This window comes from Sulfuricaulis sp., assembly GCF_041499725.1.
Lineage (GTDB): Bacteria > Pseudomonadota > Gammaproteobacteria > Acidiferrobacterales > Sulfurifustaceae > Sulfuricaulis.
On the sequence record NZ_JBGQKW010000011.1, the window covers coordinates 1 to 23,322 of the forward strand.

A 23,322-nucleotide genomic window follows, 5' to 3' on the forward strand; every position below is an offset into this window, starting at 1 on the left:
CAACAGGTTCACCGGGTGGCGAAAACGAATACCGCTATCATAGAAATAATCACGATCGGAACTACGATCGCAAAGAACACGACGGCTTCAATAAGCTTGTCGGTCGGCGGTAAGTGAAGTGCGCGCATGATGGCCTCCTGATTTCAGGGTCCGTTCACGGACGCTGTGCGAGTTACCATCGTCACCGTCTGGCGGGAACTGAAGGCATGACGATTCAGTGACACCCGTCTGCGTAGCGGATCCACCCGTTAAGGGTAATCGATGCATGCCAGACATATTAATCATAGGCCGAGTTTTTGCTTGGGGTGTAATTAAAAGAATTAATTTAAGCATTCTCTTATGGACCACTCGCCAATGAGCAGTGATAGTAACGGGAATCTCCTATCCTGCGATGTCAGCCTGTGGTACGGTGGCAATTGTCCGCTCTGAAGAATAGTTGACAGATTTACTTGGTTCATGCGGCGACAGCGTGAACAACAATAAAATTTGGGACGGAAGCGGACGCTCTCGCTAAGTGATTTCTTTCTTGGAGTTGATCCATATCATATCTCCATAAAAGGCTTGAGACTTAAAATAATCCCGCATAAAGATTTCGATGCATAATTTTATCTTAGCCGCGGTCTGGGTAGGAGGAGTCAAGTATCATGCTGAAGATAGGTTTACTGATCGTCGCGCCGTCGATCCTTACATATCTGGCGTCGACGTATTTTCAATTCATGGAAAGTTTCTTTTATATTTTTGTGCTGTCGTCAGCCGCACTCTTGGTGGCGATTCTGTCGCATATCGGCGCGAAGTCTAAATCCTAAGAATTTTTGGCGTCCGCAACACCATCTGATTGTTGAGGACGGAGGGTGGTTGGGCTGGTTTTAGAAAATTGTGCCTGGCCCCTCTTAATGCTTTTCATGTCTGCCCTGCTCTTCAAGCCTCAAACTCACTGCGTTGGAGCCCACTTTGCCGAATGATGGAAAGTAGCGTGCCAATTTTCAGCTCCAAGTGATCTGGCACTGGAACAGTTGTGGTACCAACGTCGGTCTTGCGCTACATGACGACATGGCTGCCGCGCCTGCGAACCTCAACAAACCCGTGTTTACCTAGGATACGACAGACCTCGCGCCCCGAGAGGACACGCAGTTTAGCCATGCGCTGCTTCGAAGGTGGTTACCAATATCCGGTCGTGCAGGCGTTGTTTGATTTCGGCAGGATCAGCGGTTTCCAGGAATAATTCCACCGCTTCTTTCAAGTTGGCAGTGGCCTCTTCCACGGTTTTTCCCTGGCTGGCGATATCCAGTTCCGGGCATAAGGCGACATATACATCGCCTTCACGCTCTAAAATCGCTGTATAAAGATTCTTGGCCATTTTAAAGTTCTCCTGTATCGAAACGGAATAGCACGATATTCATGAATGACGCATAAGTCTGACTATACCGTGGTACAGGCGGTGGTCAGCCCTCGATGTAAAGGTTGGATATGAAACAGAACAGTGGAAAGGCATGATTCATTCTTGTTCGTCACCCCGCGTAGGCGGTAGAAAATCGAGCCAGGCCCCATTAATTCCAAAAGCTGTATATGAAATCCTCCCAAGCAACGGTCGAGAAATACACACACCTGTAATCTTTCGGCATCGTTCGCACATGCCCCAAACCGCCCCGGCGCCTTGACCCGCAACGACATGTATATACAATATTGCATATACTGATAAAAGGACTTGCTCTGTGCGCGTCGAATGGGACGAGAAGAAAAATCGCGCGAACCAGAAAAAGCACGGCGTCAGTTTCGAGCTGGCGCAGGAAATATTCGACGATCCGCTTGCGCTCAGCAAGCTCGATCGCGTGGAAGGCGACGAAGAGCGCTGGCATACCCTCGGGGTGGTTGAGGGAATTGTATTGTTGCTGGTGACACACACGGCGCGTCACGATGAGGACGAAGAAGTCATCCGCATTATCTCTGCGCGAAAGGCGACCGCGCACGAACGGAGGCATTATGAGCAAGACTAAGCGAACGACACGACGCAAAAAGGAAGTGCGGGCAGTGAAATACCTTCAAGAGAAGGAGATCGACACCAAAGATATCCCGGAGGTGCGCGACTGGGACGGCGCCGTGCGCGGGCGTTTCTACCGCGCCGTCAAGAAACCTATCAGCCTGCGCCTCGATGCCGACGTGCTCGCTTGGTTCAAGACACGCAGCGAAAAGTATCAATCAAAGATCAACGAAGTACTGCGCGAGTACATGCGCCGGCATCAGTAGTCGTATTTGGGCCTCTGCCCTGGGCGGCAACAGGTATTGAATGACCCAAAGCCGCCCCTTGGGCAGCTTTTATCCTTCTTGCTTGTCACCCCCGCGGAGGCGGGGTGAGGCGGTGACTTCGCGAACATACTTAACGTATGTTCGCGCCGCCGAACGGGTGCAACGGGTTTTGTTGCACCCTGGGCGGCAACAGGCTTTACACATCATCCCCGCTCAGCGGGGATTCTTTTTACGCCTTATACCTTCTTCACGAACTCGGATTTCAGCTTCATCGGCCCAATCCCATCGATCTTGCAGTCGATATTGTGATCGCCCTCGACCAACCGGATATTTTTGACCTTGGTGCCGACCTTGACCACCGATGAGGAACCTTTGACCTTGAGATCCTTGATGACGGTGACGCTATCGCCGTCCTGCAGCACGCTGCCGTGGGCATCCTTGACCACGAGCGCCTCGTCGCTAGTTTCGGTTACCGCCTCTTTTGACCATTCGTGCGCGCATTCCGGGCAAACGAACATATTTCGATCTTCATAGGTGTATCCGGAGCCACACTTCGGGCACTTGGGCAGGTTGCTCATGGTGATATTCCGTTGCTGATTAACACAAACGTGGCAGTTATGATGAAAAATATGGCTGAACTCGTACTCAGCTCCTGACAGTTCTTCATATTAACAAAAACTGTCCTTTGATCCGGTTTATTACTGCCGAATCCCGCTCCGCCCCGGTTTTGCGCGTATAGTGACACTGTGGCCCACGGGCCAGCACGCGTTAAATCGAGGAACCGCAGTATGGAAGGCATCAGCGATATCAGAATCACGGGCATCGACGAAAGGCGCCCGCCGCGAATCCGCAAGGAACCGTACATCGACCTCTGCTTCCGGCTCACGCACAAGGCGCCGGTTGACTGGTGTCACGATTTCATCGATCACCAGTCTAAAGCGACCTTCCCGTCAAAGATCGACACTAATGAGTGCCTGTACATCGAAACCTGGGTTCGAACACAGGAAGAGATCGTCGGGCACCTGCAGAACCTCAAGCAAGCCGTGGCGCAGTGCAACGCGCGCTACATTGAAAAGATCGAGGCGCGCGAGCGCGACCGGGACGGCAACATTGATGCGCTGGCCAAGGAGGCCGGCCCCCAGGGGCAACTGAACCGCCTCATCGCCGCGCTGGACTTCAGCGACTAACGCCCACCCGACTGGTATCCCGGCCAGCCGCCGCACATGCCGCGATGGCGGACCGGCGGCACAGATTCACGCCCCATTTCCGCTGCTTAATCTTTAATCCATCCGTCCCCTTTTATTGCGCAGCATAGCCACCGACTGCGTATAACGCTATACGCCGTCTGATGGGCCTTGCCAATTGTAATGTCACGCATTACACTTGATTCGTGATCGTTCGCTTCCGGCACAAGGGCCTGCAACGCTTCTTCGAGACCGGAGATCATCGGGGCATTGACCCAAGCACGCGGCGCGTATCCGCCGCCTGCTCGACCGGTTGGATGCTGTTTCCGGCCCCCAAGACATGAACCTGCCGGGTTTTGGATTTCACCCGCTCAAGGGCGACCGGAAAGGCGTTTATGCCATCGACGTGTCGGGAAACTGGCGCATCACCTTCCGGTATGGACCGGATGGAGCCTACGACGTGAACCTGGAGGATTATCACTGATGAAGACACTGCGCGATCCTAAGCGTCGCCCGACGCACCCCGGAGAGATTCTGCGGCAAGACGTGCTGCCCGCGCTGGGCATCACGCAGGGCGAGTTCGCCAGACGCCTGGGCGTATCGCGGCTCACTGTCTCGGAGCTGCTGCGCGAGAAGCGCGCGGTCTCGCCCGACATGGCGCTGCGCCTGGCGCGCCTCCTGAATACCACGCCGGAGTCCTGGCTCAACATGCAGCAGGCCGTGGACCTGTGGGAACTGGGGCGTGCGCGCACCGGTCGCTATGCGCGCATCAAACCGGTGAAGAAAGCGGCCTAAGAAAGCGGGGCCAGATCAGAATGGCACTTACTTAAGCCAAAATGTAGGGGATGTTGCGCGGCCCTTCTGCGCCGTGGTCACCAACACCACCGGACCGGGCGGAAGCCAGCCGTAGACTTTGGACAAGGGAAAGGACTTTTTCATGTCTTGTCTCCCGTGGAAAATCGGGCCAAGCCACTTTAATTACGCTTCTCACCTGCCCCGATCAAGAATATTGGAAACGCCGCTATCAGCACGGTTTTTCCGCGTTACGTTCTGGTTGAAGCAGGGTAAGACCTTGAGCTATCGTCCGCACATGAAGATCGATCTGCTAGACGCCATTGACGCCGCGCTTGCCGGCGATTGGCAACGCGCGCACAAGACCGTGCAACAGGACGAAGACGACCCGCTCGCGTGCTGGATTCACGCCGTGCTGCACAAGATCGAAGGCGATGCGGGCAATAGCCGCTATTGGTATTCGCGGACGACGCATTCATATGGTGAATTTGCCGACGTCGAGCAGGAGTTGGCGGTAATTAAACACGAGGTAGAGAGCGGACGCTAAGACCCGCGGGAGCGAGTATTAGCGAAAACTGTGATCTTACCCCGGTTTTTTGCCTGCCGTGGCCAACACATTATTTTGCGCTGGAATTTCCCAAGCGGTCGCCTTATTGTTTCGGATGGCCGCGATACCCGGCCAGTCGGGAGAACATCCATGGCGACCAGCAGCGACGATCCGCCTAAATTGCCGAGCGTTGTCATCCACCCGCTCGTAGTGCGAGTCGTCCACTGGATCAACGCGTTCGCGATCCTTGTCATGATCCTCAGCGGCTGGCGCATCTATAACGCCTCGGCGATATTCCCATTTCATTTTCCGTCGAGCCTGACTCTGGGCGGCTGGCTCGCGGGCGCGCTGCAATGGCATTTCGCGGCAATGTGGTTGCTGGTGGCCAACGGCATCGTTTACGTGCTGTACGGCGTTATTTCCGGGCATTACCGCGCCAGCTTCTTCCCGTTCACCGCGCGCGCCGTCGCGCGCGAATTTGCCGATCTGTTTCGTGGTCGGATGTCGCATCGCGTGGGGGCCTACAACGCGATACAAAAAATGGCCTATCTCGTCGTCATCCTGCTCGGCATCGTGCTCGTCCTGTCCGGGCTTGGCATCTGGAAACCGGTGCAGTTCCAGAGTCTGACCGCGCTCATGGGCGGCTACGAGGGTGCGCGCCTGCTGCACTTTTTCGCCATGGCCGGCGTCGTCGGGTTCATCGTGGTGCACGTCGCCTTGGTGATCCTGGTGCCGCGCACGCTGCTCCCCATGTTCACCGGCCGCGCGCCACACGGTGCCACCTCGCCCGAGAATGAGCACTGACATGAAAAAACGCCCACGCCTCGCCAACGCCCTCGCGACCGTCCCGCCGAAACAGATCCAGCTCATCGAACGCCGGCTGTTCCTCAAACGTTCCCTGAGCCTTGGTGCACTGGCGCTGCTCACCGGTTGCGACGTCACCGATACCGACGCAGTGGAGAAGACGCTGTGGGCCATGTCCCGGTGGAACGACCGCGTACAAGGCTGGCTGTTCAACCCTCGCCAGCTCGCGCCTGTCTATCCGGAAAGCGCGATCACCCAGCCGTTTCCGTTCAACGCCTTCTACGACGAAGACGAAGTTCCCGTGGTGGATCCCCAGAGCTACCGGCTGGCGCTCGGTGGCCTGATCCGTGACAAGAAACCCTGGACGCTGGCGCAACTCTACGCCCTGCCCCAGGTGTCGCAGATCACGCGCCACGTGTGCGTCGAGGGCTGGAGCGCCATCGGCAAATGGACCGGGGTGCCATTCCGCTATTTTCTCGAGCGCGTGGGCGCCGATCTTTCGGCCCGATACGTCGGCTTCAAATGCCTGGACGACTATTACACCAGCATCGACATGGCCACGGCGCTGCATCCACAGACGCAGCTGACCTTCCAATTCGCCGACCGGGTACTGCCCGCCAAGTACGGCTTCCCCATGAAGCTGCGTATTCCCACCAAGCTCGGCTTCAAGAACCCGAAACACATCGCGGAAATCTTCGTCACCAACGTGTACCCGGGCGGCTACTGGGAAGACATGGGTTACAACTGGTTCTCCGGTTTGTGAGGTCCGGCATGAAAAAACTCTTCTTCGCCCCGTTCATCCTGACGCTGGCGTGCGCCCTCCCGTCAACCGCCGCCGAGAGGAGCGCGCCGGTGTCGTCCGGTGACCAGCCCGCCGGGAGCAGCGCCGATCAGGACACTGCGCGCATGCACAAGACGATGCAAAGAGAATCCACGCAGCCCATGAACATGAACGAACCCATGCCGACGGGCATGGCCAAGAAAGGCATGAAAAAGGGCGATGTGAAGTCGCGCGCGAAACAGAAAGAAGCCGTCATGGACGAGATGATGAAGCAGGAGGAAATTAAAAAGTAAACCACCCCTCCCCGCGAGTGTGACAGCGTCAAGATAAAAAAGGATCGTAGTCTTGGCTTCCATCACGTCCGCATCGCGCAGCCCACGCGCGGTTTCGTGCACGACTTTCAGAATCGTTTTACGCTTCGCCGTTTGCTTATTCGTACGCGCCAATGCAAGCCGGAAAAACAAGGGGCTCCGGAAGAGCCCCTGTGCCCTGGGTCGAATCCACAGGGGAAGTAATTAATTTCTATTTCAAGCGACTTTGAAGTCGAGGTGTTTCAGATCAGCCAATGGCACCCGCTCCTTCACGCGCAAAATTTCAACCCCTACTACTTGTTTGTTGTCGTTATAGTCGAGAACAATCCCCGGCTGGACTTCCTCAGACTCGATAATTTGCGAATTGTCGAGCCGTAAGTACAGCGCATCAGACTTCTCGTCATAGTGCATTTTCATAACTTGCCTCTCATAGCCCGGTCGAAATAAGCCGTCACTACCCGCCATGGTTCAGTGTTTATATTGTAGACCACTCGCAGTATCCGGTCATCACGCTCAGCAATACGTCCAAGCGCATGGTGCAACTCAGGGTCAACCCTGTCCGGCTCGATCCGTTCCGGCCTCATCAATACGCGCTCAACCCAAGCCAAGGGTATTTTCCGTTCAGCCATCACGGTAACCGCATGACTGGTTAGCTCGAAATGAATTTTTCCTGGCATTCTTTGTTACCGTGCCCACGAAATAGACTGTTTACTCCACGGTCTGGGCCGGGCGGCTCGACGGTTCTTGGCCAGTCGTTCCAGCCAAGAGTGAACATCCCCTGCCCGGTATACTGCCGCACCCTTCTCAATCGAAATATCCGAAGCAAGCGCCTCGCGCACGAATTCACGCATCCGTTCTTCTGTTGTACGTTTCATCAACAAGTGTTCTTAGTAAAGATTTGTGACTTAGTGCCGTTATTTCAATACGCCAACAAGCATATTCATGATCAAATGGATGACGATCTCCTTGTCCTTGGGATCGGATTCCGCCACAAGCAACGCCAGCGCGGCAAGCCCAACGTCGTTGATCACCGCTTCACCGTTACGAAACAATTGCCCGTTGCGGTTCAGAAAATCCACGAACAGCAACGACCCGATGCGCTTGTTGCCATCGCTGAACGGATGGTTCTTGATAACGAAATACAGCAAATGCGCCGCCTTGGATTCGATGCTGGGATAGGCTGGCGCACCGAGCACGCTTTGTTCCAGGTTCCCGAGAATGGACCCAAGGCCTGCGTCCCGCTCCTGACCGAACAGCGGGCCGGCCTCACGCCGGGCGATCAGATCCTTCTTGAGTGTGGTAACGGCGGACCGGGCCTCAGTTGTCGCGGGTAATGTACCGCCGGCAGTGCCCTTCGGTTCCGTCAGCAGCCCTTCGTCATAGCGCTGCAACAGCAGGAAAGTCTGGGTGTAGCGGGAAATAACATCCACCAGCCCCCGCCCCTGATCGCCGGACAGCGCCTCGCGCCCGGCAGTTTTGCGCACCAGCGTGAGCGCTGCTTCCAGCTCGCGGGCATTTTCCTCGAAGCGCTGACGATTCAGGGTGTAACCGCGAACCAGGTGGTCCTTGAGTGTCTGGGTGGCCCAGATGCGGAACTGTGTGCCGCGTTTGGACTTCACCCGATAACCGACCGAAATGATGACGTCCAGATTAAAGTATTTGGTGCGGTACTTTTTGCCGTCTGGGGCAGTTGTCAAGGATTCCTTGACAACTGCTTTTTCAGCGAGCTCCCCCTCGCGAAATATGTTGCGGGTATGCAGGCTAATGTTCTGTTTCGTATTCTCGAAGAGTTTTGCCATCTGGACTTGGGTAAGCCAAACGGTGTCGCCTTCAAGCCGTACGTCGAGGGCGGCTTTGCCGTCCTCCGTTTTATAAAGAACAACTTCGCCCAGTTTGTTCTCTCGATTTTTCACTTTCCCACCTTAAGGGTTTGTCCTGTCCGCCGCCATGGTTTTTTACCAATCTCTGCTTTGGGTTTGATTATATCGTCGTATATGCGGCGGTCAGCCCTCGATGTAAAGGTGGGTAGTAAAACGGGACGGCGGAAAAACAGGGACCCCCTCCCCTCGCGGGAGGGGGATAGGGGGAGGGGGTCGGCAAACGCGTCAATCAATATTCCGGCTCACTTCATCCGCGAAGGCAGCGTGATCGTCCTGCCGTCGACGACGAAGCGGCCCTTGCCGAGGTGATGCAGGGTGCGTGGGCGTTTGCGCGCCGGGTCGATCCAGGCCTTGAGCACTTCGAGCACGAAGAAATTGTACCGCGTCGCCATGCGTGCGTCGGTGACGCGGCATTCGAGGCTGGCGTAACACTCGTCGATCAGCGGCGGCGCGACATGCCGGGCCGGCTGCGGCGTGAGACCAAAGGCGGCGAACTTGTCGAGGCGCCGGCCGGAACTGTTGCCCACGCCAACCACCTTCGCGGCCAGTTCCACGGTGGGAATATTGATGACGCACTGCTTCGTGGCCTTCAGCGCCGCAAAGCTGTAATTGCGGTCGCTCATCACCACGCCAACCAACGGCGGTTCGAAGTCCATCATCGTGAGCCACGACAAGGTCATGACGTTCGCCCGGCCCTTCTGTGCCGTGGTCACCAGCACCACCGGACCGGGTTCCAGCAGGCCGTAGACTTTGGACAAGGGAAAGGACTTTTTCATGGTCTGGTCACCCGTGGGAAATCGAGCTAGGCCTCTTTAATTCCGCTTTAATTCCGTCGGCAGCACTCATGATCAGCCGACGGATATCGGGAGGTGCAGCGACAATGGTGTCTGACCATATTGAAATGACCGTAGATACTTCGCAAAAACTATGCAGGGAAATTGGTCCTTTTCTGACAAATAATGTTGTTCCATTCACCCGGCATTGCCTTCGCGTTGCTCGCTCCACGGCGAATGTAAAGATTATTATCCTGCCGGATATAGATAGGCCTGTTTTGTGCCTCAGCAACTTCGATAATGGCTATGCGACGATCTTCAACGACTGTCTGTAAAAATCGAACAGATGGATCTCCCACCACGACATCACGAATTTTCCCACGCAGCGCACCAAGATATTCTTCGCACGCGTTATCGTCTGGGGAATTTTTTACCCATTCAGCCAGTTTTTCATCTATGCCCAATAAGCTACAGCTGTCATCAATCCCAAGAAAAATGCGTCCACCCTGCGCATTGGCAAAAGCGACGATAGTTTCGACTAACTCGCCTAACTTTGTCTTTTTGTATCCGCCATTAAGCTCAATAAATGGCTTGAATTCAACTTTCAATCCTTCTCCATCACGACAAACCTCTTGCACAATTGCAACGAGAGTGGAATCTGCACCAAGGAGCCGCTTTCGTCCAAGCCCGGTATGTCTATAAATGTCTTCGCGCTGAAAGTCGTATATCGTGCCATTGGAACCCATAAGTACATATTCCAGACGGTCGACATTTTCAGGAATATGAAGTTCTGCGTGACCTTTGGTAACTGGCTCCTCGATATGATGTATGCCATCCTCCGCCCACCAAGCTCCTTTGAGGAAAAGTGCAAGTTGGTTTATCTGCGTTCCTGCTATCTCGACCTCAAGCGTCTCACCTTTGGGAAGAGTATTAACCAAATACGCTCTCGTTTCTGGTAAGAAAAATACGATATGACCGTTATGACTGTCGCTATTGCCATGATACACGGGGAAAGGCAACCAATATCGGGCTGCTTCTGCAAGGTCAGGGTAATACGGTTGGTCGGTTGTCACCAATGCACTATACATTCCCGATAGTCTGCTATTGAATCGCGTAGACAACACATGGCCCGCGCGGAACATGTGATGATTACTCAAGGCAACTTGTTCCATGTCCCATTGTTGTCGTGTCTCGGTCGTTTGCACGATCAGATCACCGAAATGCATACGTCCTTCCGCAATTTGAATCATAAGCTTTGAACAGGCTTGGTTAGTAAGCCATTCTTCGAACAGGATAGCCTGAGGATAGTGCCTGGAGGAAACGCGTCCGACAGGTATAGTGTCACTAGTAATTGCTTCTATAACACAGCTAACTAATTCCCACTTACTGTTCGAGTAATTGAGTACAGCTCTAAGCCGTAACTCTCGGTAGCCCTGTTGGTTAGCTTCGAGAAACCCGGCCAGTATTTTTTCTGGATCAACTATGTTGTATTGGTGCTCGATCATTAATAACCAACTCCTCTACAGCTGGAACGGTCTGGATCAGAGAACAAATAACGCTAATTTTTAAAGACTAGTATTGTCTGACTCTATTCTTCTATTTTTTCAACACCTTCTTAATCTCCCGAATCTCGCGAGAATGAACTGCGAGAATTTGCCTAAGGATGCCATTGATGTCTGCGTCCTTCGGTACATGCCCTTTCACTCGGTTACCAGGAAGGTCCATCAGATGAGTAAGCAATGTTTCAATATCTTTTAGGTAATTTACTCTTTTGATACGCGCAATGACAAAGTGATCCCACTTGCTTTTATGCCTGTCTTTTAGATGGTGACTAACACGACCGAAAAGATTCGTCGTCAACCCGACATAGTAGACGCTACCCTTCCGATAAAGCGCATAGATTCCCGCGTAGCCTTTCATCAGCTCCTTAAGTTTTTCCCGAAAAATCGGACTTGCTAGAATTTCACTCGGGAGCTTCCGGGACATCCCTTTTATTAAGGCTCCCTTAGTAGTTTTAGTTTTCCGTCTTTTTTTTGCCATTTCTTATCCTCCATACCTTAGCTCTAAGGGCTAACTGACGAGGTGTGTTGTTACATCTGTAGGATGCTGTCCACCTTTGAAACGTAACTCTATCTTTCCCGCTTCATCTTCGACGAAGTGAACATGCCAGTACACCCGGTCTTCCTTTTCTGTAATGTTCATTTTTGGCAACCAAGCTACGAACTCAGCAAGATTAAATAGAAGAATCTTTTCAGGACCCCCACAGCCAAACGCTATATATGATTTTTTGTACTCGTTCAATGGGTCCTTGTAATACGGATGAAAAGCATACCAATAATATTTATTCGGTCCTCCGACGTGCGACTTAGAAACCAAGGCGCGCGCGGAAACAACCTTGTCGGGTGTTACGTATAGAGTGCGTGTCTCTTTCTTTAGCTCAACACTCAATGCCTTCTGTAAACGACTAACCACTTCCTCATGAAAGGCAACCGGCGTGAATTTTTTCTCCTTCTTACCTGAGAGAACAGCTCCCTCCGCTTCCTCATCTGACGAGACTGTTTCCTTAATATCATCTGCCGTAGTGGCAAGAAGATCGACAATAAAGTCGACCTTTGTAAGATCTAGAGGCCTTAAGACAGTCCTGATTTTTTGAATTGTCTCTTTGTTATCTGCGGCTTCCTTAATTTCTACAAGCTTGAGAAGCTTATCGGCACTGATAAGCCGAATATCCCATCCATGTCTTGAGCCGCGCACTTGTGCTTCAAGACTATCTGTGTCTTTTCTCCCGACTACTATTAACACAGATGAATTCTCCGAGATCTTACCTTCCTTAATTAAGGCATTACGGTATCCTGCAATTTTTTCTAGTGAGATGTTATACGCATCGGTCGTTTTAACTTCGACAACAATGCTATAGCCACCTGGAAATCTCCAGATTCCGTCAAATCCAACAACATTCTGCTTGCCTCGGTAAAGACCACGATCAATGTCGCACCCAAGCCTTTCACCGAGTTCATTCACAACATCTTGCAGGACAAGGCCACTGTCATCAAACGATGTATCAAGGCATTGCTTAAGGTATCGCTCAACCACCTCTGTCGGGACAGCTGCAAGGAACTCCCTTAATTCAGTAGAAGCTTGACCGCCGTCCTTGAGCGCTCCGTCGCCCGCTATCTTCACAAGCTGCTGGATATGCTTATTTCCAATATCTATTGGATTGGACTGCCACAGCGTTAGTAGAGACACATGGCCCTCCCTATGAATCAGGCAGACTTAATCACTAGAAGTATCCTGCGCGCCGCTAAGGTTTGTTGCAATCTCCCGGAACTGCTCCTACGCAGCTTCAAGCTGAGTTGTCCCCGATTTATTATCAACCTTGCCACCGCCACATTAGCAATCACACCATAGATTGAGCTCTGAAATAGGGTGAAGGCACGGTCGGGTAGGCTCTGTAGATATGGCGGAACACCTCTTCAGCTCTCGCCTCCACGTCATCTTCAGCAAAAGCGTCCACGGGCAAACCTGTCGCCTCATCCCAAAGGTAATCATGGATAACCACCCGAACCGCATCACGGGTCGCTTCTTTGTCGCGCCAGTGATCCACTCGAAGTATCTCTGCCTTCAACCTTTCGAGCAATTGCACAGCGACGGCCTTGATACGCTTGATCTCGGATGCTTTGAGATGCGGTTTTCTCAGCAGGTCGAATATCGCCAGTGACTCTTCGTCAAGACCTTCGCGGACGGCGCGTCTCTCTTCCTCATCGAGTTCCTGAACGAGCTTGAACAAGGCCTCAAAGGTATGCTCGATGGTCACTCGGTCCTTCTCGCGGTTGTACTCGGAAACAATCTGCTCGTAATGCTGCTGATAATTTGTGCGTAAAGGGTTTTGCAGCAAGAGGCGTTGCAATCGTTGCTCCACGGCCTGCCGCAGGTTCTGGACGGTGGTTTTTTTTCTAGGGCTGCTTTCGAACTCTTTGCGCAGTCGGTCGAAATCGATCTTACTGATGTCATAAGTTGAAGATGGATAGTCTTGGGTGCCTGGTCGTACTTCGATTGCGTCGTTCACCACAAGGTGAAGCTGCCGGATGATGTCGGTGATGTCGGCCTGTTCGCGATCCTGTTGCAGACTCTTGTAGACGATATTAATCGCATCCCGATCAGACCGGTGGGCATTCACGCCCTGGACGTTAATGCAGGCCTTGAACTTCTTGAACACCTCGCGGCACATCACCTCGAAGCGCTTGCGGGACTCATCGTTCTCGTTGGCCACCTCCTTGCACGCAACTATGGCTCCGTTGCGCTCAAAGCCGGTCTTCTGAATGACATCATCGAGTGCGGAGTACCTGTCTTCAAGGAAGGCTCGCACCAGGGCGATTGCCTCGGCCAGGTCCGCCAGCAACTCCTCGTCAGATCTAGCCGGGTCGGTTTCTTTGCCTTCGCCCTCCGGCTGCGTTCCGGCAAAGGTCGCCAGTGCCTTGCGCAGGTGTTTGAGAATGCCGCAGTAGTCCACGATCAGGCCATTGTTCTTGCCCTCGTTCACGCGGTTGGCGCGGGCTATGGCCTGCATCAGGGTGTGGGCCTTGAGCGGTTTATCGAGATAGAGGGTGGAGAGGCTGGGCACATCGAACCCGGTCAGCCACATCGCGCAGACGATGGCAACGCGCAGCGGGTGCTCCTCTGCCTTGAATGCATCATCCAGCGCCAACGTCTGCATGTTGCGGTACTCGGGTTTGCTGCGCATTGACTCGGGCAGGTCGATGCCCTCCTTGATCAGCCTGCGGTGCGGGGTGATATCCAGATCCCACTTGCGGAACTTGTCCACCTCGCCCTGCTCCTCGCTCACCACCACCGCCATGCGGGTCTCGCGCATCCAGTCGATCTGGCGACGGCGGAACAGCTCCTCCTGCTCGTCGGCGACCGATGCCAGCTCCTTCTCTAGCTCGCGGACTCGCTCGTCCCAGTATTTGGCGATCAGGTTGTACATACGCACGCAGGTCACTTTGTCAATGCACACCAGCATCGCCTTGCCGGTTTCCCACGCGGTGGAGTAGTGCCGCACTAAGTCCCGCGCCACCTGATCGAGCCGCTTGTCTGCGGTGATAATGTGATAGTCGCGCTTGAGTTCCTTCTCCAACCGCTGCTCTACATCGATGTTGTCGGTCTCCAGTTCCTCCAACTTTTCGGCAATGCGTTCGTTGAGGTCACCGATGGCCACGCCCAGCTTCTCGCCTCGGGCGTCGTAGTAGAGCGGCACCGTGGCCTTATCGTCCACCGCCCGCTGAAAGTCGTAAGTGGAAACATACTCGCCGAAGACCCGGCGCGTGATCTCGTCGTCCTTGAAAAGCGGCGTGCCGGTAAAGCCGATGTAGCTGGCGTTAGGCAGGGCGTTACGCAGATTGAGTGCCAACGTGCCGTACTGGGTGCGATGCGCCTCGTCGGTGATGACGATGATATCGTCGCGTTCGCTATACGGCTGCTCTGGCTCCACCTTTTGATTAAACTTCTGGATCAGTGAAAACACATAGGCCTTGTGTAGAGTCAGCAGCTCATTCAGGTGATGGCCGCTGGCGGCGCGGCATAGTTCCTGGTCGCTCACCACACCACAGCCGGCAAAGGTCTTGTAAATCTGAGTATCGAGATCATCTCGGTCGGTCAGCACCAGAAAGGTAAAGTTACCACCGAGCTTGCGGTGCACCTTGCGGGTGAACATCACCATCGAATAGCTCTTGCCCGAGCCCTGAGTGTGCCAGAAGACCCCCAGCTTGCCCTGTCGCGCCTTGCGGTCGCGCACAGATTCAATGGCGCGGTTGACTCCAAGAAACTGGTGATTGCGGGCGATGATCTTCTTCGGCTCGCCGGCGGACTCATCGAACAAAATGAAGTTCTCCATCAGGTCGAGGAAGTTGCGCTTCTCACACGCACCCTTGAGCAGCGTCTCCATGTCGACCGCACCCGGCGCCTCCTCGGCCAGACGCTTCCACTCATTGAAGTGCTCCCAGCGGCTGGTGATCGAGCCGATCTTCGCTTGCTCACCATTGCCAAACATCACGATGGCGTTGTGGTGAAACAGATGCGGAATGGTGTCGCGGTAGTCGGAGAAATTCTGCTCGAAGGCAGTCTTGAGATTCCTGTGCAGGTTCTTGCACTCGATGAACAGCAGCGGCAGGCCGTTGACGAAACCGATGATGTCCGCCCGCCGCCGGTAAAGGTCGCCCCGCACCCACAGCTCGCGCACGCATAGGAAGTGATTATTGTTCGGCTTGTCGAAATCGAGCACCCGCAACCGTTGCCGCACCCGCTCGCCTTTATCATTGCGGAAGGTGACATACACGCCGTCGCGCATCTGGGCGTACTTCTCCCGGTTGGTGGCGACCAGAGTTTGCGAGGCGACGATGGCGGTGATTTCCCGCACGGCGTCATCGTAGGCTGCATCCGGCAACCCCGGATTTAGCGCTACTAGCTTCTCGCGTAGCGTGCGCGTCAGCACCACCTCGCGGTCTGAAGTGCGCCCCAACAGGCTGTCTGGCCCGAAGCCCTCGTTGTTATAGGCATAAACCGACTGCCAGCCGAGCCGCTGCTCCAGGTAGTCGGCGGTGGTCTGCTGGACGAGGGTGTCTTCGGTATAGTTACTGGGACTCATCTTTAGTTACCTTTTCATTTACTTACACCATTCCACCCCTTCTGATTAGCTCAGCCAAACGAATAAAACGAACATCATTGGCCAACTGCTGGTCCGCATGCTCAATGGCGTCCAGGCATTGCCGTAGCTCTCTTGGCAACCACTGAGCATCATCGGCAACGACAACGGTCAGAAACGCCAAAGCATCTTCTGGGAACTTTTCACAGAGTTTTGCCTCGTGCATGAGATGAACTAGAAAATCTGGGTTTTGTGCTGGTTGTAGCCAGTAGCGTAATTCCTGTAATGCTTCAGGAAACGCTGCACCGGCTGCCACGCACAGTCGTGCGAGATTTTCAGATATCGCCGGTGTTATTAATTCACGAGTTTTCGGCCAGATGCTGCGAAGATATGGAAGAAGACGATTACGCCAATATTCACCGCGCTGATCCCTCGCTCCTTCTAGCGCTCGCACCAGAGCCTGTGCCGAGCTTTTCAGCCCGTCTGCTGGTAAACGGCGAATTGCATCAGCCAATTCCTTCGGTGTGAAAGTATCGCCTGGGTCCAGTGCCGCAAAGGTCAAAAAAGCTGCATACTGATCAGCATGTTTGCCAAGTTCACCATAACGAGCCGCCGTTTCCAGCAGCGGTTGCTTAATAGCAGATAGAAGTGGCCGATATAGGCGTGGTGACCACAGAAAACCTTCCCAGACTGCACGAGCCTCAATCGGTGAGCGCTGCCAGTCAAACATCGGCAAGAGATGCTCCGTTGTCCAATCACGATCAACGCGGTACAGCGCAATAACGTGCGCGGCCAATAACACACGACCATGGCGGAACTTTTCTATCTGTATGTTGCATAGCTCTGTGAAGATGGGTTTGAGTTCTTCTGGCAGGCTTTGGCCATCTTCCAGCGACCTCCGATACCACCACTGCAGAAGCGCCTCCGTCACATGGCCCACGGGATGATTGATGGCCTGCATGACAGGATCTTCACCTTCCACCCCATCCTCGTGATTCATCGCAAGAATGCGGCGGCAAAGGAGAAAGAAAAGTGCTTCATGCCCTTCGAACGTCTTGGCGATGGCCTTTAACCACCAACTGATCCCATGAGTGTGCGAACGCACCAACTCATCAGGTGCATTAATCAGGACAGGACTCATGTAGCGCCATGATCGCTTAATGAGCTTCTCTTCTGACCAGGCTTGAAGTGCCTCGCGCCAACGGTCACCCAGCCATACACCTTCATTGGCTAACGCGCACAAGGCGCATGCCGTAGTTGGAAAGTCGTCGCGACAACGCTGTCGCCAGTCATCGTCCTTCCAGGGGTCAGAGCTGGCGTGTTCCTTGAGCCATAGAACCAGTTCACGGCGGCGGTGTGGCGTGCGGTAGAATTCTCGCCATTCATCCCCCTCTCCCTCTCCCATCCAATACGGAAACTCGTCTCGCTCGTCTTCGGCCAGCTGCCAACGTGGGTGCTGCAGTGTAAGCTCATCCAACTTGGTTTTTGCAACCTGACCCAGTTCAGCCCCGGTAGCCTGTACTTTCGCAAGGCGCAACCACATTTCCCGATTAACAATCCGCTCCCACTCTTCCTGCTCAATATCCTTCTTGAACATGGCACGTGGTGGTCCTCGAAGAATGGCCTGTTCCAGTTCAGCCATTTCAGGCTCACTCAATTTTGGTGCCAATGCCACCAACAGGCGCAACGCCTCACGCTCGGTTTCCACTGACCACAACCACCAGCACTCATCAGCCAATACCCAATCCAGCGCCTGTCGCCGTGAAATCACGCCTTCATGAGTGGCCGCAAATAAAGCCAACCGTTTAAACACTGGATAAGGCGCTTGCCACCAGCCTTCGGCGGCATGTCGTGCTGGCACACGATCCGATTGCGCAGTCGCTAACCAAGCATCCCGAGTCAGTTCGATCAGAGCTGTCCAATCATGGAAATCTCTATTTTGGGGGTGCTCGCTGATCGAAGGTTGATGGATATAAGTCGAATCGCTCTTATCTTCCACGCCGCCCAATTCCTTCATCAGATCAAGCGCATCGCGCAATAATCCGGTGAAGTCCTGCAACAGATCAGGCAATGCTGCCTGCCACTTCGATTTGTCTTCCCGATCACGCAATGCGGAATGTACATAATCACTTGCCAGTTCAAGCTCCCAGTCAACAAGGTCTTTGATGCGCCTCGGCTCAAACGGGTCAGGTTTTTCCTCATCCCAATGAAAGGGTGCACGCAAAGTTACGTAGGGCGTCAGAATTTCGCGCAGCTCCATACGCAAAGATGGTGTAATGCCATCCTGTTTTATGCGGCGTAACCAATCGTAGAGATCAAAACGTCGGGAAAGTGGCCTTAGGCGGCCTGCCAAAAGAATCCGCCATAGCGTGCGCATCAATGGGCCGGGAATGGCTCTGGGTGCATCAGCACGGATGCGATCAAGGTCGTCCTGCTTCCCCTCGGCATCTAGCCGGTCTAGCTCTTCTAGTCGGCTGCGGATCAGCCTTGCGAATCGCTCATGCAACTGACCGCCTTTTTTGGCGAGCCAAATGATTAGGCCTGGGTCGTCTAGATGCCGCGTGAGCCAACGCGCCAATTGAAACATTACGACGTCCCAGTCGCTTCCCCGTCCACCCATATCAACGATGCACATCCAGGGCGAATGCGTATACGGTGCTGGACGGCGAACGATACTGAAACTTAGTTTCTTATTCTCGTTGCTGTTAGCAGCAACCCCAAAGCGTGATAAGTCTCGATGTTCAAACTGGTCTTCGCATAACGGCTCCAGCCACTTTATTGGAGGTACGGGATTCAAATCGGCAAAGTGTTTTGCTGCTAGTCCATCTGTTAGCGCCCACAGCACGCGACCCACGGCATAGTCTGACCGTGATGGGGCCAACGGCGGCGTACTCGCGTGCTGAGCGATGATCATCTCCTTGCCCCGCACCCCATCGCGATAGGTATCTGCCCACTCTTTGAGGGTACGATGGAGTGCAGAATGGTCTTGCGTACCCGTAGGCACCTTATACAGCAACGGAATAACCCCTTTCGCCTCCCATTCTGTTAAAGTTTCTTTCTCTTCGCCGTCGCAGAAGCTTGCGAATGCGTACGCATCTGGCTTCGCCTCGCCAAGCAATTCATCAGCAGCAAGCGCATCCATCATATAGCGCAAAACAGGATCATTAATACCGTAACCGACAAAGCAAACAATGTGATATCGGAAAAGCTCACTTACGAACCGAGCCGCCCAACGCTCGGTTAAGTATGCCAAACCAAAATCACCGCTACTGAGCACCAGGCGATTTAGTGCCGTGTCATCAGATCGATCCGGCAACAATCCATGTAGATGCACCACTCCATGCCAGCGACTTGGTTTGGGGATAGGAAGAAGAGGCGCCGCTAAGCTAGGAGTATCAAGTTTTTGCTTGGCGATAACTCGCTGGAAAATTCGGTCAAAATTAGTCGTAACGATCCTGACCGCACCTTTTCTGTCTGTCGCGAGCTGCAATAGTGCCCCGTGCGTGGTCGTGGCATCTTTTCTGTGCCACTTAGGCTTGAGAATTGTCGCCAATGTTGACCTAACTGCCAGACGCTGTCCTGGGTACCTTCTCTCAAGCTGATCGAGTGTCGCGTCATATTGTTCTTTTTCATAAGCCTTGTCCTCTACAGGCGTTTTGGTCGTGCCCAACTGTGCATAGATATCGTCAACCAGTCCTTTGAAAAGCGGCAAGCCTGCCGGAGTAGAAATACCGGCACCACAGAAAAATACAACGCGGCCGTCTTCGTGCGCTTGCAATAGATGCTCTGGGATATTTGGACCATTGGAAACGAAGGCAGGCATCAGACCGCCACCTCTCCGTTCATCAGACGCGGTAGGAGCAAGCCGCGAGCTTGGGATAGCTTTATATTCGCATGTGCCAACGTAAATATCTGAGAAAAAAGTGGCTCAACGGTGTCGTCAAATGCGGCGAGTAGACCTTGCTCCTTTGGCAACAACACAATCTGTCTACCGATGTAGTCTGTATTCAGATTCTTCTGGGTCGCACCTTCACCAATACCAGCGAGTATTTCTCGCTGCTTTTCAAAAAGACAGCAATAGAAAAACCATTTGGATATGCGTTTAAGCTGCTTGAAATAGAGCCATCCGTCATGAATACATCCTGTAATGCCAGTGAAGTACGGTATTCCGCATGTTGCGCTATTGGAAAGGATGAGCTCTAGCGGTTGCAGCATGACGCTCTTTTTTACCCCATCCTCGATGATCTTTTCAGCGGTTGAGAAGACAAAGGGACTCTCAGATGCTGTCGCATCTCCGATCTTGAACCAGGGAACCGTTCCGTCTAAATAGTCGTTGATTGGCCGGGGCGAACCACCACGACCGACCGTACAGAAGTTTGAGATCGGGGCCTTCTCCCAACCCTCCGGCACGCCGTCTTTGATTTTGACGTGTTCGTGGCCGGGGTAGCAGAGGTGGACGAACCATTCCTGATAGAGCAGTCGTGCGGCCTGCTCCAGCAACTGTATCCGCCGCCGGTTGTTTTCGATCAGGTCATCGTAGGCATTGAGAGTATCGATGATCCGGTCTTGCGTGGAGGGCGTTGCGATGGCAACCTTTAGACTTAACGCATTCGTCCTGTTCAAGCCAGGAACCGCGACATCCGTGTTCATGCTCGGCAGTGGTAACGTCTTCAACAGGTAGTAGACATAGCGCAACCGAAGATGGGTGTCTTTGGGAAGCACATAATAAGTAGTATCGATCGGATAGAAGTCGCTGTCAGACCAATGCACCGCACCCACCGTGCCCTTCCGACCAACAATCACGCCAGGCCCTTTTACAAGGGCCACATCATGTGTGTCGACGCAGCCAGCAGACCCAAATACTGGAACAAGCCCCGGCTTACGATCACGAGCCGGTAACCCTTTGCCGTAGGCGAACTGAACGAAATCTCCAAGCTGGCCATGTCTCATACCCCTAACTCCTCAAAATTCCTTTTGATAGTAGCAGCCAGGGCGACAGCCTCAGCGTTGAGGTCTTCCAGCTCGACATGAATTTCGCGCAGGGTTTCCTCGAAGTCGAAGTCTTCGTCTACTTCCTCGGGGGCAACACCGACGTAACGGCCGGGGGTGAGACTCCAGTCGTTAGCTTCGATTTCCTTGATGTTCACCAGTTTGACCAACCCTGCCACCTCGCGCAGTTTGGCCTCGGGGAAGCGCTCGGTAAGCCAGTGGGTCTGTTTCCAGAAGTAGCGCACCTGCTTGAGTTGTTCGACGGCAAAGTGGCGCGCTTCGTCGGCAACCTTGCGGGCGCGGATGATGTCGCGACTTACCCAGGCGTCGCTCTCTTTGGCCTTGCATTCGTTTTCGCAGGTATCGATCAGACGGGTGGCGAGCTTATATATAAGATCGGTCTGCTTGATCAGGTCGCGGCTCGCTTCGGCTATTGGCTCGAACTCTTTGGTGAGCTTGAGCAGCGCGGCGTTTGTATCCGGTGCCGCCTCCCATTGTTTGGCTGCCTTCTGCACGCTCTTGCGGAATAGTTCAATGTCCTGACCGAACAGTTCGGTCTCTTTTTCCAGTTCCTTCAGCACTTCTACCTGCGACCCAGTTTTGGGCTGGCTGCTCAGGAACGGCGCCAGTGTTTTTCGCAAAACCTTCAGCGCCTCGGCATAGTCTGGCAATGGCTGGGCGGTCTGCCCCATTTCATCTTTTAGCTCAAAACAGGCTTGCGCTTCCTCCGCGACATTCCCGAGGTATTGCGAAACCAGTTCCAGATAGCGTTCGGTTTCACCTCGGTAGAGCCAAACGATGGCTTGCAGGTTTTTCTGCTGTTCGGGGGAGAAGTCGTAGATCTTGCGCGTGACCTTGCGGTAGACGTTGCGCGCATCGATCATCAGCACCTTGTCTTTGTGTGCCTTGGGCTTGTTACGGTTAAGGAACCACAGTTCGCAGGGCACGGCGCGGGTATAGAAGAAGTTGGAGCGAATGGCGATCATGGCGTCGACATCGCCGGTCTCGATCAGCTTCTGCCGCACCTTGGCCTCACCACCACCGGCGCTGGAGGCCTGGGACGACATGACAAAACCGGCGCGGCCCTTCTCGCTCAGGTAGCTGTAGAAATAGCTAATCCAGACGTAGTTGCCGTTGCTGACTTTCTCTTTTTTATTGACGCCGGGCAGACCGAAGGGCAAGCGCGGATCGCTCTTGATTTTGTCCGCGTCGATTTCGTCCACGTTGAAGGGCGGATTAGCCATCACGTAGTCGACCTTGCCAACCAATTCGTGCGGGTCTTCGTAGTAGGTGATGGCCTTCTGGATGTCGCCTTCCAGGCCGTGGACGGCCAGGTTCATCTTGGCCAGGCGAATGGTGGTGGCGTTCTTTTCCAGGCCGCGGAAGGTGAGCCGCTCGGTGGGGCTCTGGCCGTGCTCCTCGACAATGCGCGCGCTCTGCACAAACATACCGCCGGAGCCGCAGGCCGGGTCCAGCACCGTGCCGCGCTCGGGTTCGAGCACGTGGGCGATCAGCGAGACCAGTGAGACAGGGGTGAAGAACTCACCGCCGTCGTGGGCCTTCTGGTCGGCGAACTGGGTGAGGAAGTATTCGTAGATGCGGCCGAAGACGTCGCCGGAGACCTTCTTCAGCTCATCGGGGTTGAGAGTGCGCAGGAGTTGGCCGAGGACTTGATTGTCTAGTTCCTGATATTCATTCTTTGGCAACACACCGCGTAGGTTCTCGTAGTCCTTCTCGATGGACTCCATCGCCTCGATGATGGCGCGGGCGCGGTCGGCGCTGTCGGGTAGAGCCACGAGGTAATCGAACTGCACATTGGGCCGCAGGAAGATGGCGCTTTGCTGAGAGAAATCCTCCTTGGTCAGTGCGCGCGTCTTGCCGCCGCGACTGGGTAAGTTAGGCTCGATCTTTTCCTTCACCATCAGATAGCGACTGTAGGCGTGGCGCAGGAACACCAGGCCCATGACCGGCAGGAAGTATTCGTTGCTGGCGTAGTTGGAGTTGGAGCGCAGCGTGTCCGCCGCGCTCCAGAGGCGTTTTTCGATCGCTTCGATGTGTTCGAGCTGTGGCATAGGCGTTTGTTTTCCTATATTTCTATCTGCGCCTGGCTGGTTAGGTAAAAATTGGAATAGCTGTGGCAGGACAACGAGAATTCTGGGATTAATGCGCGACGAAGGGCCTGAGTACCTCCATTAAAAGGATTGCAGACCACCCTGCCGGCTTGAGTAAGCAGCTTATCAATTGTCTCCCTGGCTTGTTGTTCTGGTTGTGCGACCAACGCCCTCCTCCAATCCCTTCTAAATTATGTTGGAATCCTAACATCTGGGTCCCGGCTTACACCATGCCAGGATGTCGATGATGTAGATGAGTCGTTTTTTAA

At 54.0% G+C, this 23,322-nt stretch carries 23 protein-coding genes and 1 pseudogene; 10 read left to right on the top strand and 14 right to left on the bottom strand.

What is annotated here, in order from left to right:
• Nucleotides 1-644 precede the first annotated feature (644 nt).
• Nucleotides 645-806, top strand: coding sequence for a hypothetical protein (locus tag ACC569_RS03380; RefSeq protein ID WP_372522091.1), 162 nt, complete (start codon nucleotides 645-647; stop codon nucleotides 804-806).
• 112 nt (nucleotides 807-918) lie between these two features.
• On the opposite strand, the pseudogene ACC569_RS03385 reads toward ACC569_RS03380, so the two are convergent.
• Both ACC569_RS03385 and ACC569_RS03390 read right to left on the bottom strand, forming a co-directional pair.
• Nucleotides 919-1,140: pseudogene (locus ACC569_RS03385) on the bottom strand (type II toxin-antitoxin system HicA family toxin).
• A complete protein-coding gene (locus ACC569_RS03390) occupies nucleotides 1,133-1,357 on the bottom strand; it encodes a type II toxin-antitoxin system HicB family antitoxin (RefSeq protein ID WP_372522092.1) in 225 nt (74 codons plus the stop codon). Before ACC569_RS03390 ends, ACC569_RS03385 begins: the two are co-directional and overlap by 8 nt.
• A 355-nt stretch (nucleotides 1,358-1,712) precedes the next feature.
• Here ACC569_RS03390 and ACC569_RS03395 point away from each other — a divergent pair, with 355 nt between their 5' ends.
• Both ACC569_RS03395 and ACC569_RS03400 read left to right on the top strand, forming a co-directional pair.
• Entirely contained in the window at nucleotides 1,713-1,994 is a 282-nt protein-coding gene (locus tag ACC569_RS03395; protein ID WP_372522093.1) for a BrnT family toxin, read from the top strand.
• Between the two features lie 34 nt (nucleotides 1,995-2,028).
• Entirely contained in the window at nucleotides 2,029-2,244 is a 216-nt protein-coding gene (locus ACC569_RS03400; protein WP_372522094.1) for a BrnA antitoxin family protein, read from the top strand.
• Between the two features lie 236 nt (nucleotides 2,245-2,480).
• On the opposite strand, the gene ACC569_RS03405 is transcribed toward ACC569_RS03400, so the two are convergent.
• Nucleotides 2,481-2,822, bottom strand: coding sequence for a zinc ribbon domain-containing protein YjdM (locus ACC569_RS03405; protein WP_372522095.1), 342 nt, complete (start codon nucleotides 2,820-2,822; stop codon nucleotides 2,481-2,483).
• Between the two features lie 210 nt (nucleotides 2,823-3,032).
• Here ACC569_RS03405 and ACC569_RS03410 point away from each other — a divergent pair, with 210 nt between their 5' ends.
• The 7 genes from ACC569_RS03410 to ACC569_RS03440 all read left to right on the top strand — a co-directional run bounded on the left by ACC569_RS03410 (nucleotide 3,033) and on the right by ACC569_RS03440 (nucleotide 6,645).
• Nucleotides 3,033-3,431 (top strand): hypothetical protein, encoded by a 399-nt coding sequence (locus ACC569_RS03410; RefSeq protein WP_372522096.1) that lies wholly within the window; start codon nucleotides 3,033-3,035, stop codon nucleotides 3,429-3,431.
• A gap of 310 nt (nucleotides 3,432-3,741) precedes the next feature.
• On the top strand, nucleotides 3,742-3,912 hold the full coding sequence (locus tag ACC569_RS03415; RefSeq protein WP_372522097.1) for a type II toxin-antitoxin system RelE/ParE family toxin: 171 nt from the start codon (nucleotides 3,742-3,744) through the stop codon (nucleotides 3,910-3,912).
• Entirely contained in the window at nucleotides 3,912-4,223 is a 312-nt protein-coding gene (locus ACC569_RS03420) for a HigA family addiction module antitoxin (protein ID WP_372522098.1), read from the top strand. The genes ACC569_RS03415 and ACC569_RS03420 overlap by 1 nt, the downstream gene beginning before the upstream one ends.
• A gap of 277 nt (nucleotides 4,224-4,500) precedes the next feature.
• Nucleotides 4,501-4,767, top strand: a complete 267-nt coding sequence (locus ACC569_RS03425) for a hypothetical protein (protein WP_372522099.1) — start codon at nucleotides 4,501-4,503, stop codon at nucleotides 4,765-4,767.
• Nucleotides 4,768-4,917: 150 nt separating this feature from the next.
• A complete protein-coding gene (locus tag ACC569_RS03430) occupies nucleotides 4,918-5,571 on the top strand; it encodes a cytochrome b/b6 domain-containing protein (protein ID WP_372522100.1) in 654 nt (217 codons plus the stop codon).
• A 1-nt stretch (nucleotide 5,572) separates the two neighbouring features.
• Complete coding sequence (locus ACC569_RS03435; protein WP_372522101.1) at nucleotides 5,573-6,334, top strand: molybdopterin-dependent oxidoreductase; 762 nt, start codon at nucleotides 5,573-5,575, stop codon at nucleotides 6,332-6,334.
• Between the two features lie 8 nt (nucleotides 6,335-6,342).
• Entirely contained in the window at nucleotides 6,343-6,645 is a 303-nt protein-coding gene (locus tag ACC569_RS03440; RefSeq protein WP_372522102.1) for a hypothetical protein, read from the top strand.
• 234 nt (nucleotides 6,646-6,879) lie between these two features.
• On the opposite strand, the gene ACC569_RS03445 is transcribed toward ACC569_RS03440, so the two are convergent.
• The 11 genes from ACC569_RS03445 to ACC569_RS03495 all read right to left on the bottom strand — a co-directional run bounded on the left by ACC569_RS03445 (nucleotide 6,880) and on the right by ACC569_RS03495 (nucleotide 23,014).
• Nucleotides 6,880-7,080, bottom strand: coding sequence for a DUF2283 domain-containing protein (locus ACC569_RS03445; protein ID WP_372522103.1), 201 nt, complete (start codon nucleotides 7,078-7,080; stop codon nucleotides 6,880-6,882).
• A complete protein-coding gene (locus tag ACC569_RS03450) occupies nucleotides 7,077-7,340 on the bottom strand; it encodes a DUF4258 domain-containing protein (RefSeq protein ID WP_372522104.1) in 264 nt (87 codons plus the stop codon). Before ACC569_RS03450 ends, ACC569_RS03445 begins: the two co-directional genes overlap by 4 nt.
• A 237-nt stretch (nucleotides 7,341-7,577) precedes the next feature.
• Nucleotides 7,578-8,576 (bottom strand): RhuM family protein, encoded by a 999-nt coding sequence (rhuM, locus tag ACC569_RS03455; RefSeq protein WP_372522105.1) that lies wholly within the window; start codon nucleotides 8,574-8,576, stop codon nucleotides 7,578-7,580.
• 209 nt (nucleotides 8,577-8,785) lie between these two features.
• Nucleotides 8,786-9,319 (bottom strand): flavin reductase family protein, encoded by a 534-nt coding sequence (locus ACC569_RS03460; RefSeq protein WP_372522106.1) that lies wholly within the window; start codon nucleotides 9,317-9,319, stop codon nucleotides 8,786-8,788.
• A 149-nt stretch (nucleotides 9,320-9,468) separates the two neighbouring features.
• Entirely contained in the window at nucleotides 9,469-10,821 is a 1,353-nt protein-coding gene (locus ACC569_RS03465; RefSeq protein ID WP_372522107.1) for a helix-turn-helix domain-containing protein, read from the bottom strand.
• Nucleotides 10,822-10,912: 91 nt separating this feature from the next.
• On the bottom strand, nucleotides 10,913-11,356 hold the full coding sequence (locus ACC569_RS03470) for a GIY-YIG nuclease family protein (protein WP_372522108.1): 444 nt from the start codon (nucleotides 11,354-11,356) through the stop codon (nucleotides 10,913-10,915).
• Between the two features lie 30 nt (nucleotides 11,357-11,386).
• Nucleotides 11,387-12,562, bottom strand: a complete 1,176-nt coding sequence (locus tag ACC569_RS03475; RefSeq protein WP_372522109.1) for a hypothetical protein — start codon at nucleotides 12,560-12,562, stop codon at nucleotides 11,387-11,389.
• 151 nt (nucleotides 12,563-12,713) lie between these two features.
• Entirely contained in the window at nucleotides 12,714-15,956 is a 3,243-nt protein-coding gene (locus ACC569_RS03480; protein WP_372522110.1) for a type I restriction endonuclease subunit R, read from the bottom strand.
• A gap of 22 nt (nucleotides 15,957-15,978) precedes the next feature.
• Nucleotides 15,979-19,776: an anti-phage defense-associated sirtuin Dsr1 gene (gene dsr1 / locus ACC569_RS03485; protein WP_372522111.1), complete on the bottom strand. Its 3,798-nt coding sequence runs from the start codon at nucleotides 19,774-19,776 to the stop codon at nucleotides 15,979-15,981.
• Nucleotides 19,776-20,903 carry a restriction endonuclease subunit S gene (locus ACC569_RS03490; RefSeq protein WP_372522112.1) on the bottom strand — a complete coding sequence of 376 codons (1,128 nt, stop codon included), beginning with the start codon at nucleotides 20,901-20,903 and terminating at the stop codon, nucleotides 19,776-19,778. Before ACC569_RS03490 ends, dsr1 begins: the two co-directional genes overlap by 1 nt.
• Nucleotides 20,900-23,014, bottom strand: coding sequence for an N-6 DNA methylase (locus ACC569_RS03495; protein WP_372522113.1), 2,115 nt, complete (start codon nucleotides 23,012-23,014; stop codon nucleotides 20,900-20,902). The genes ACC569_RS03490 and ACC569_RS03495 overlap by 4 nt, the downstream gene beginning before the upstream one ends.
• Nucleotides 23,015-23,322: the final 308 nt, after the last annotated feature.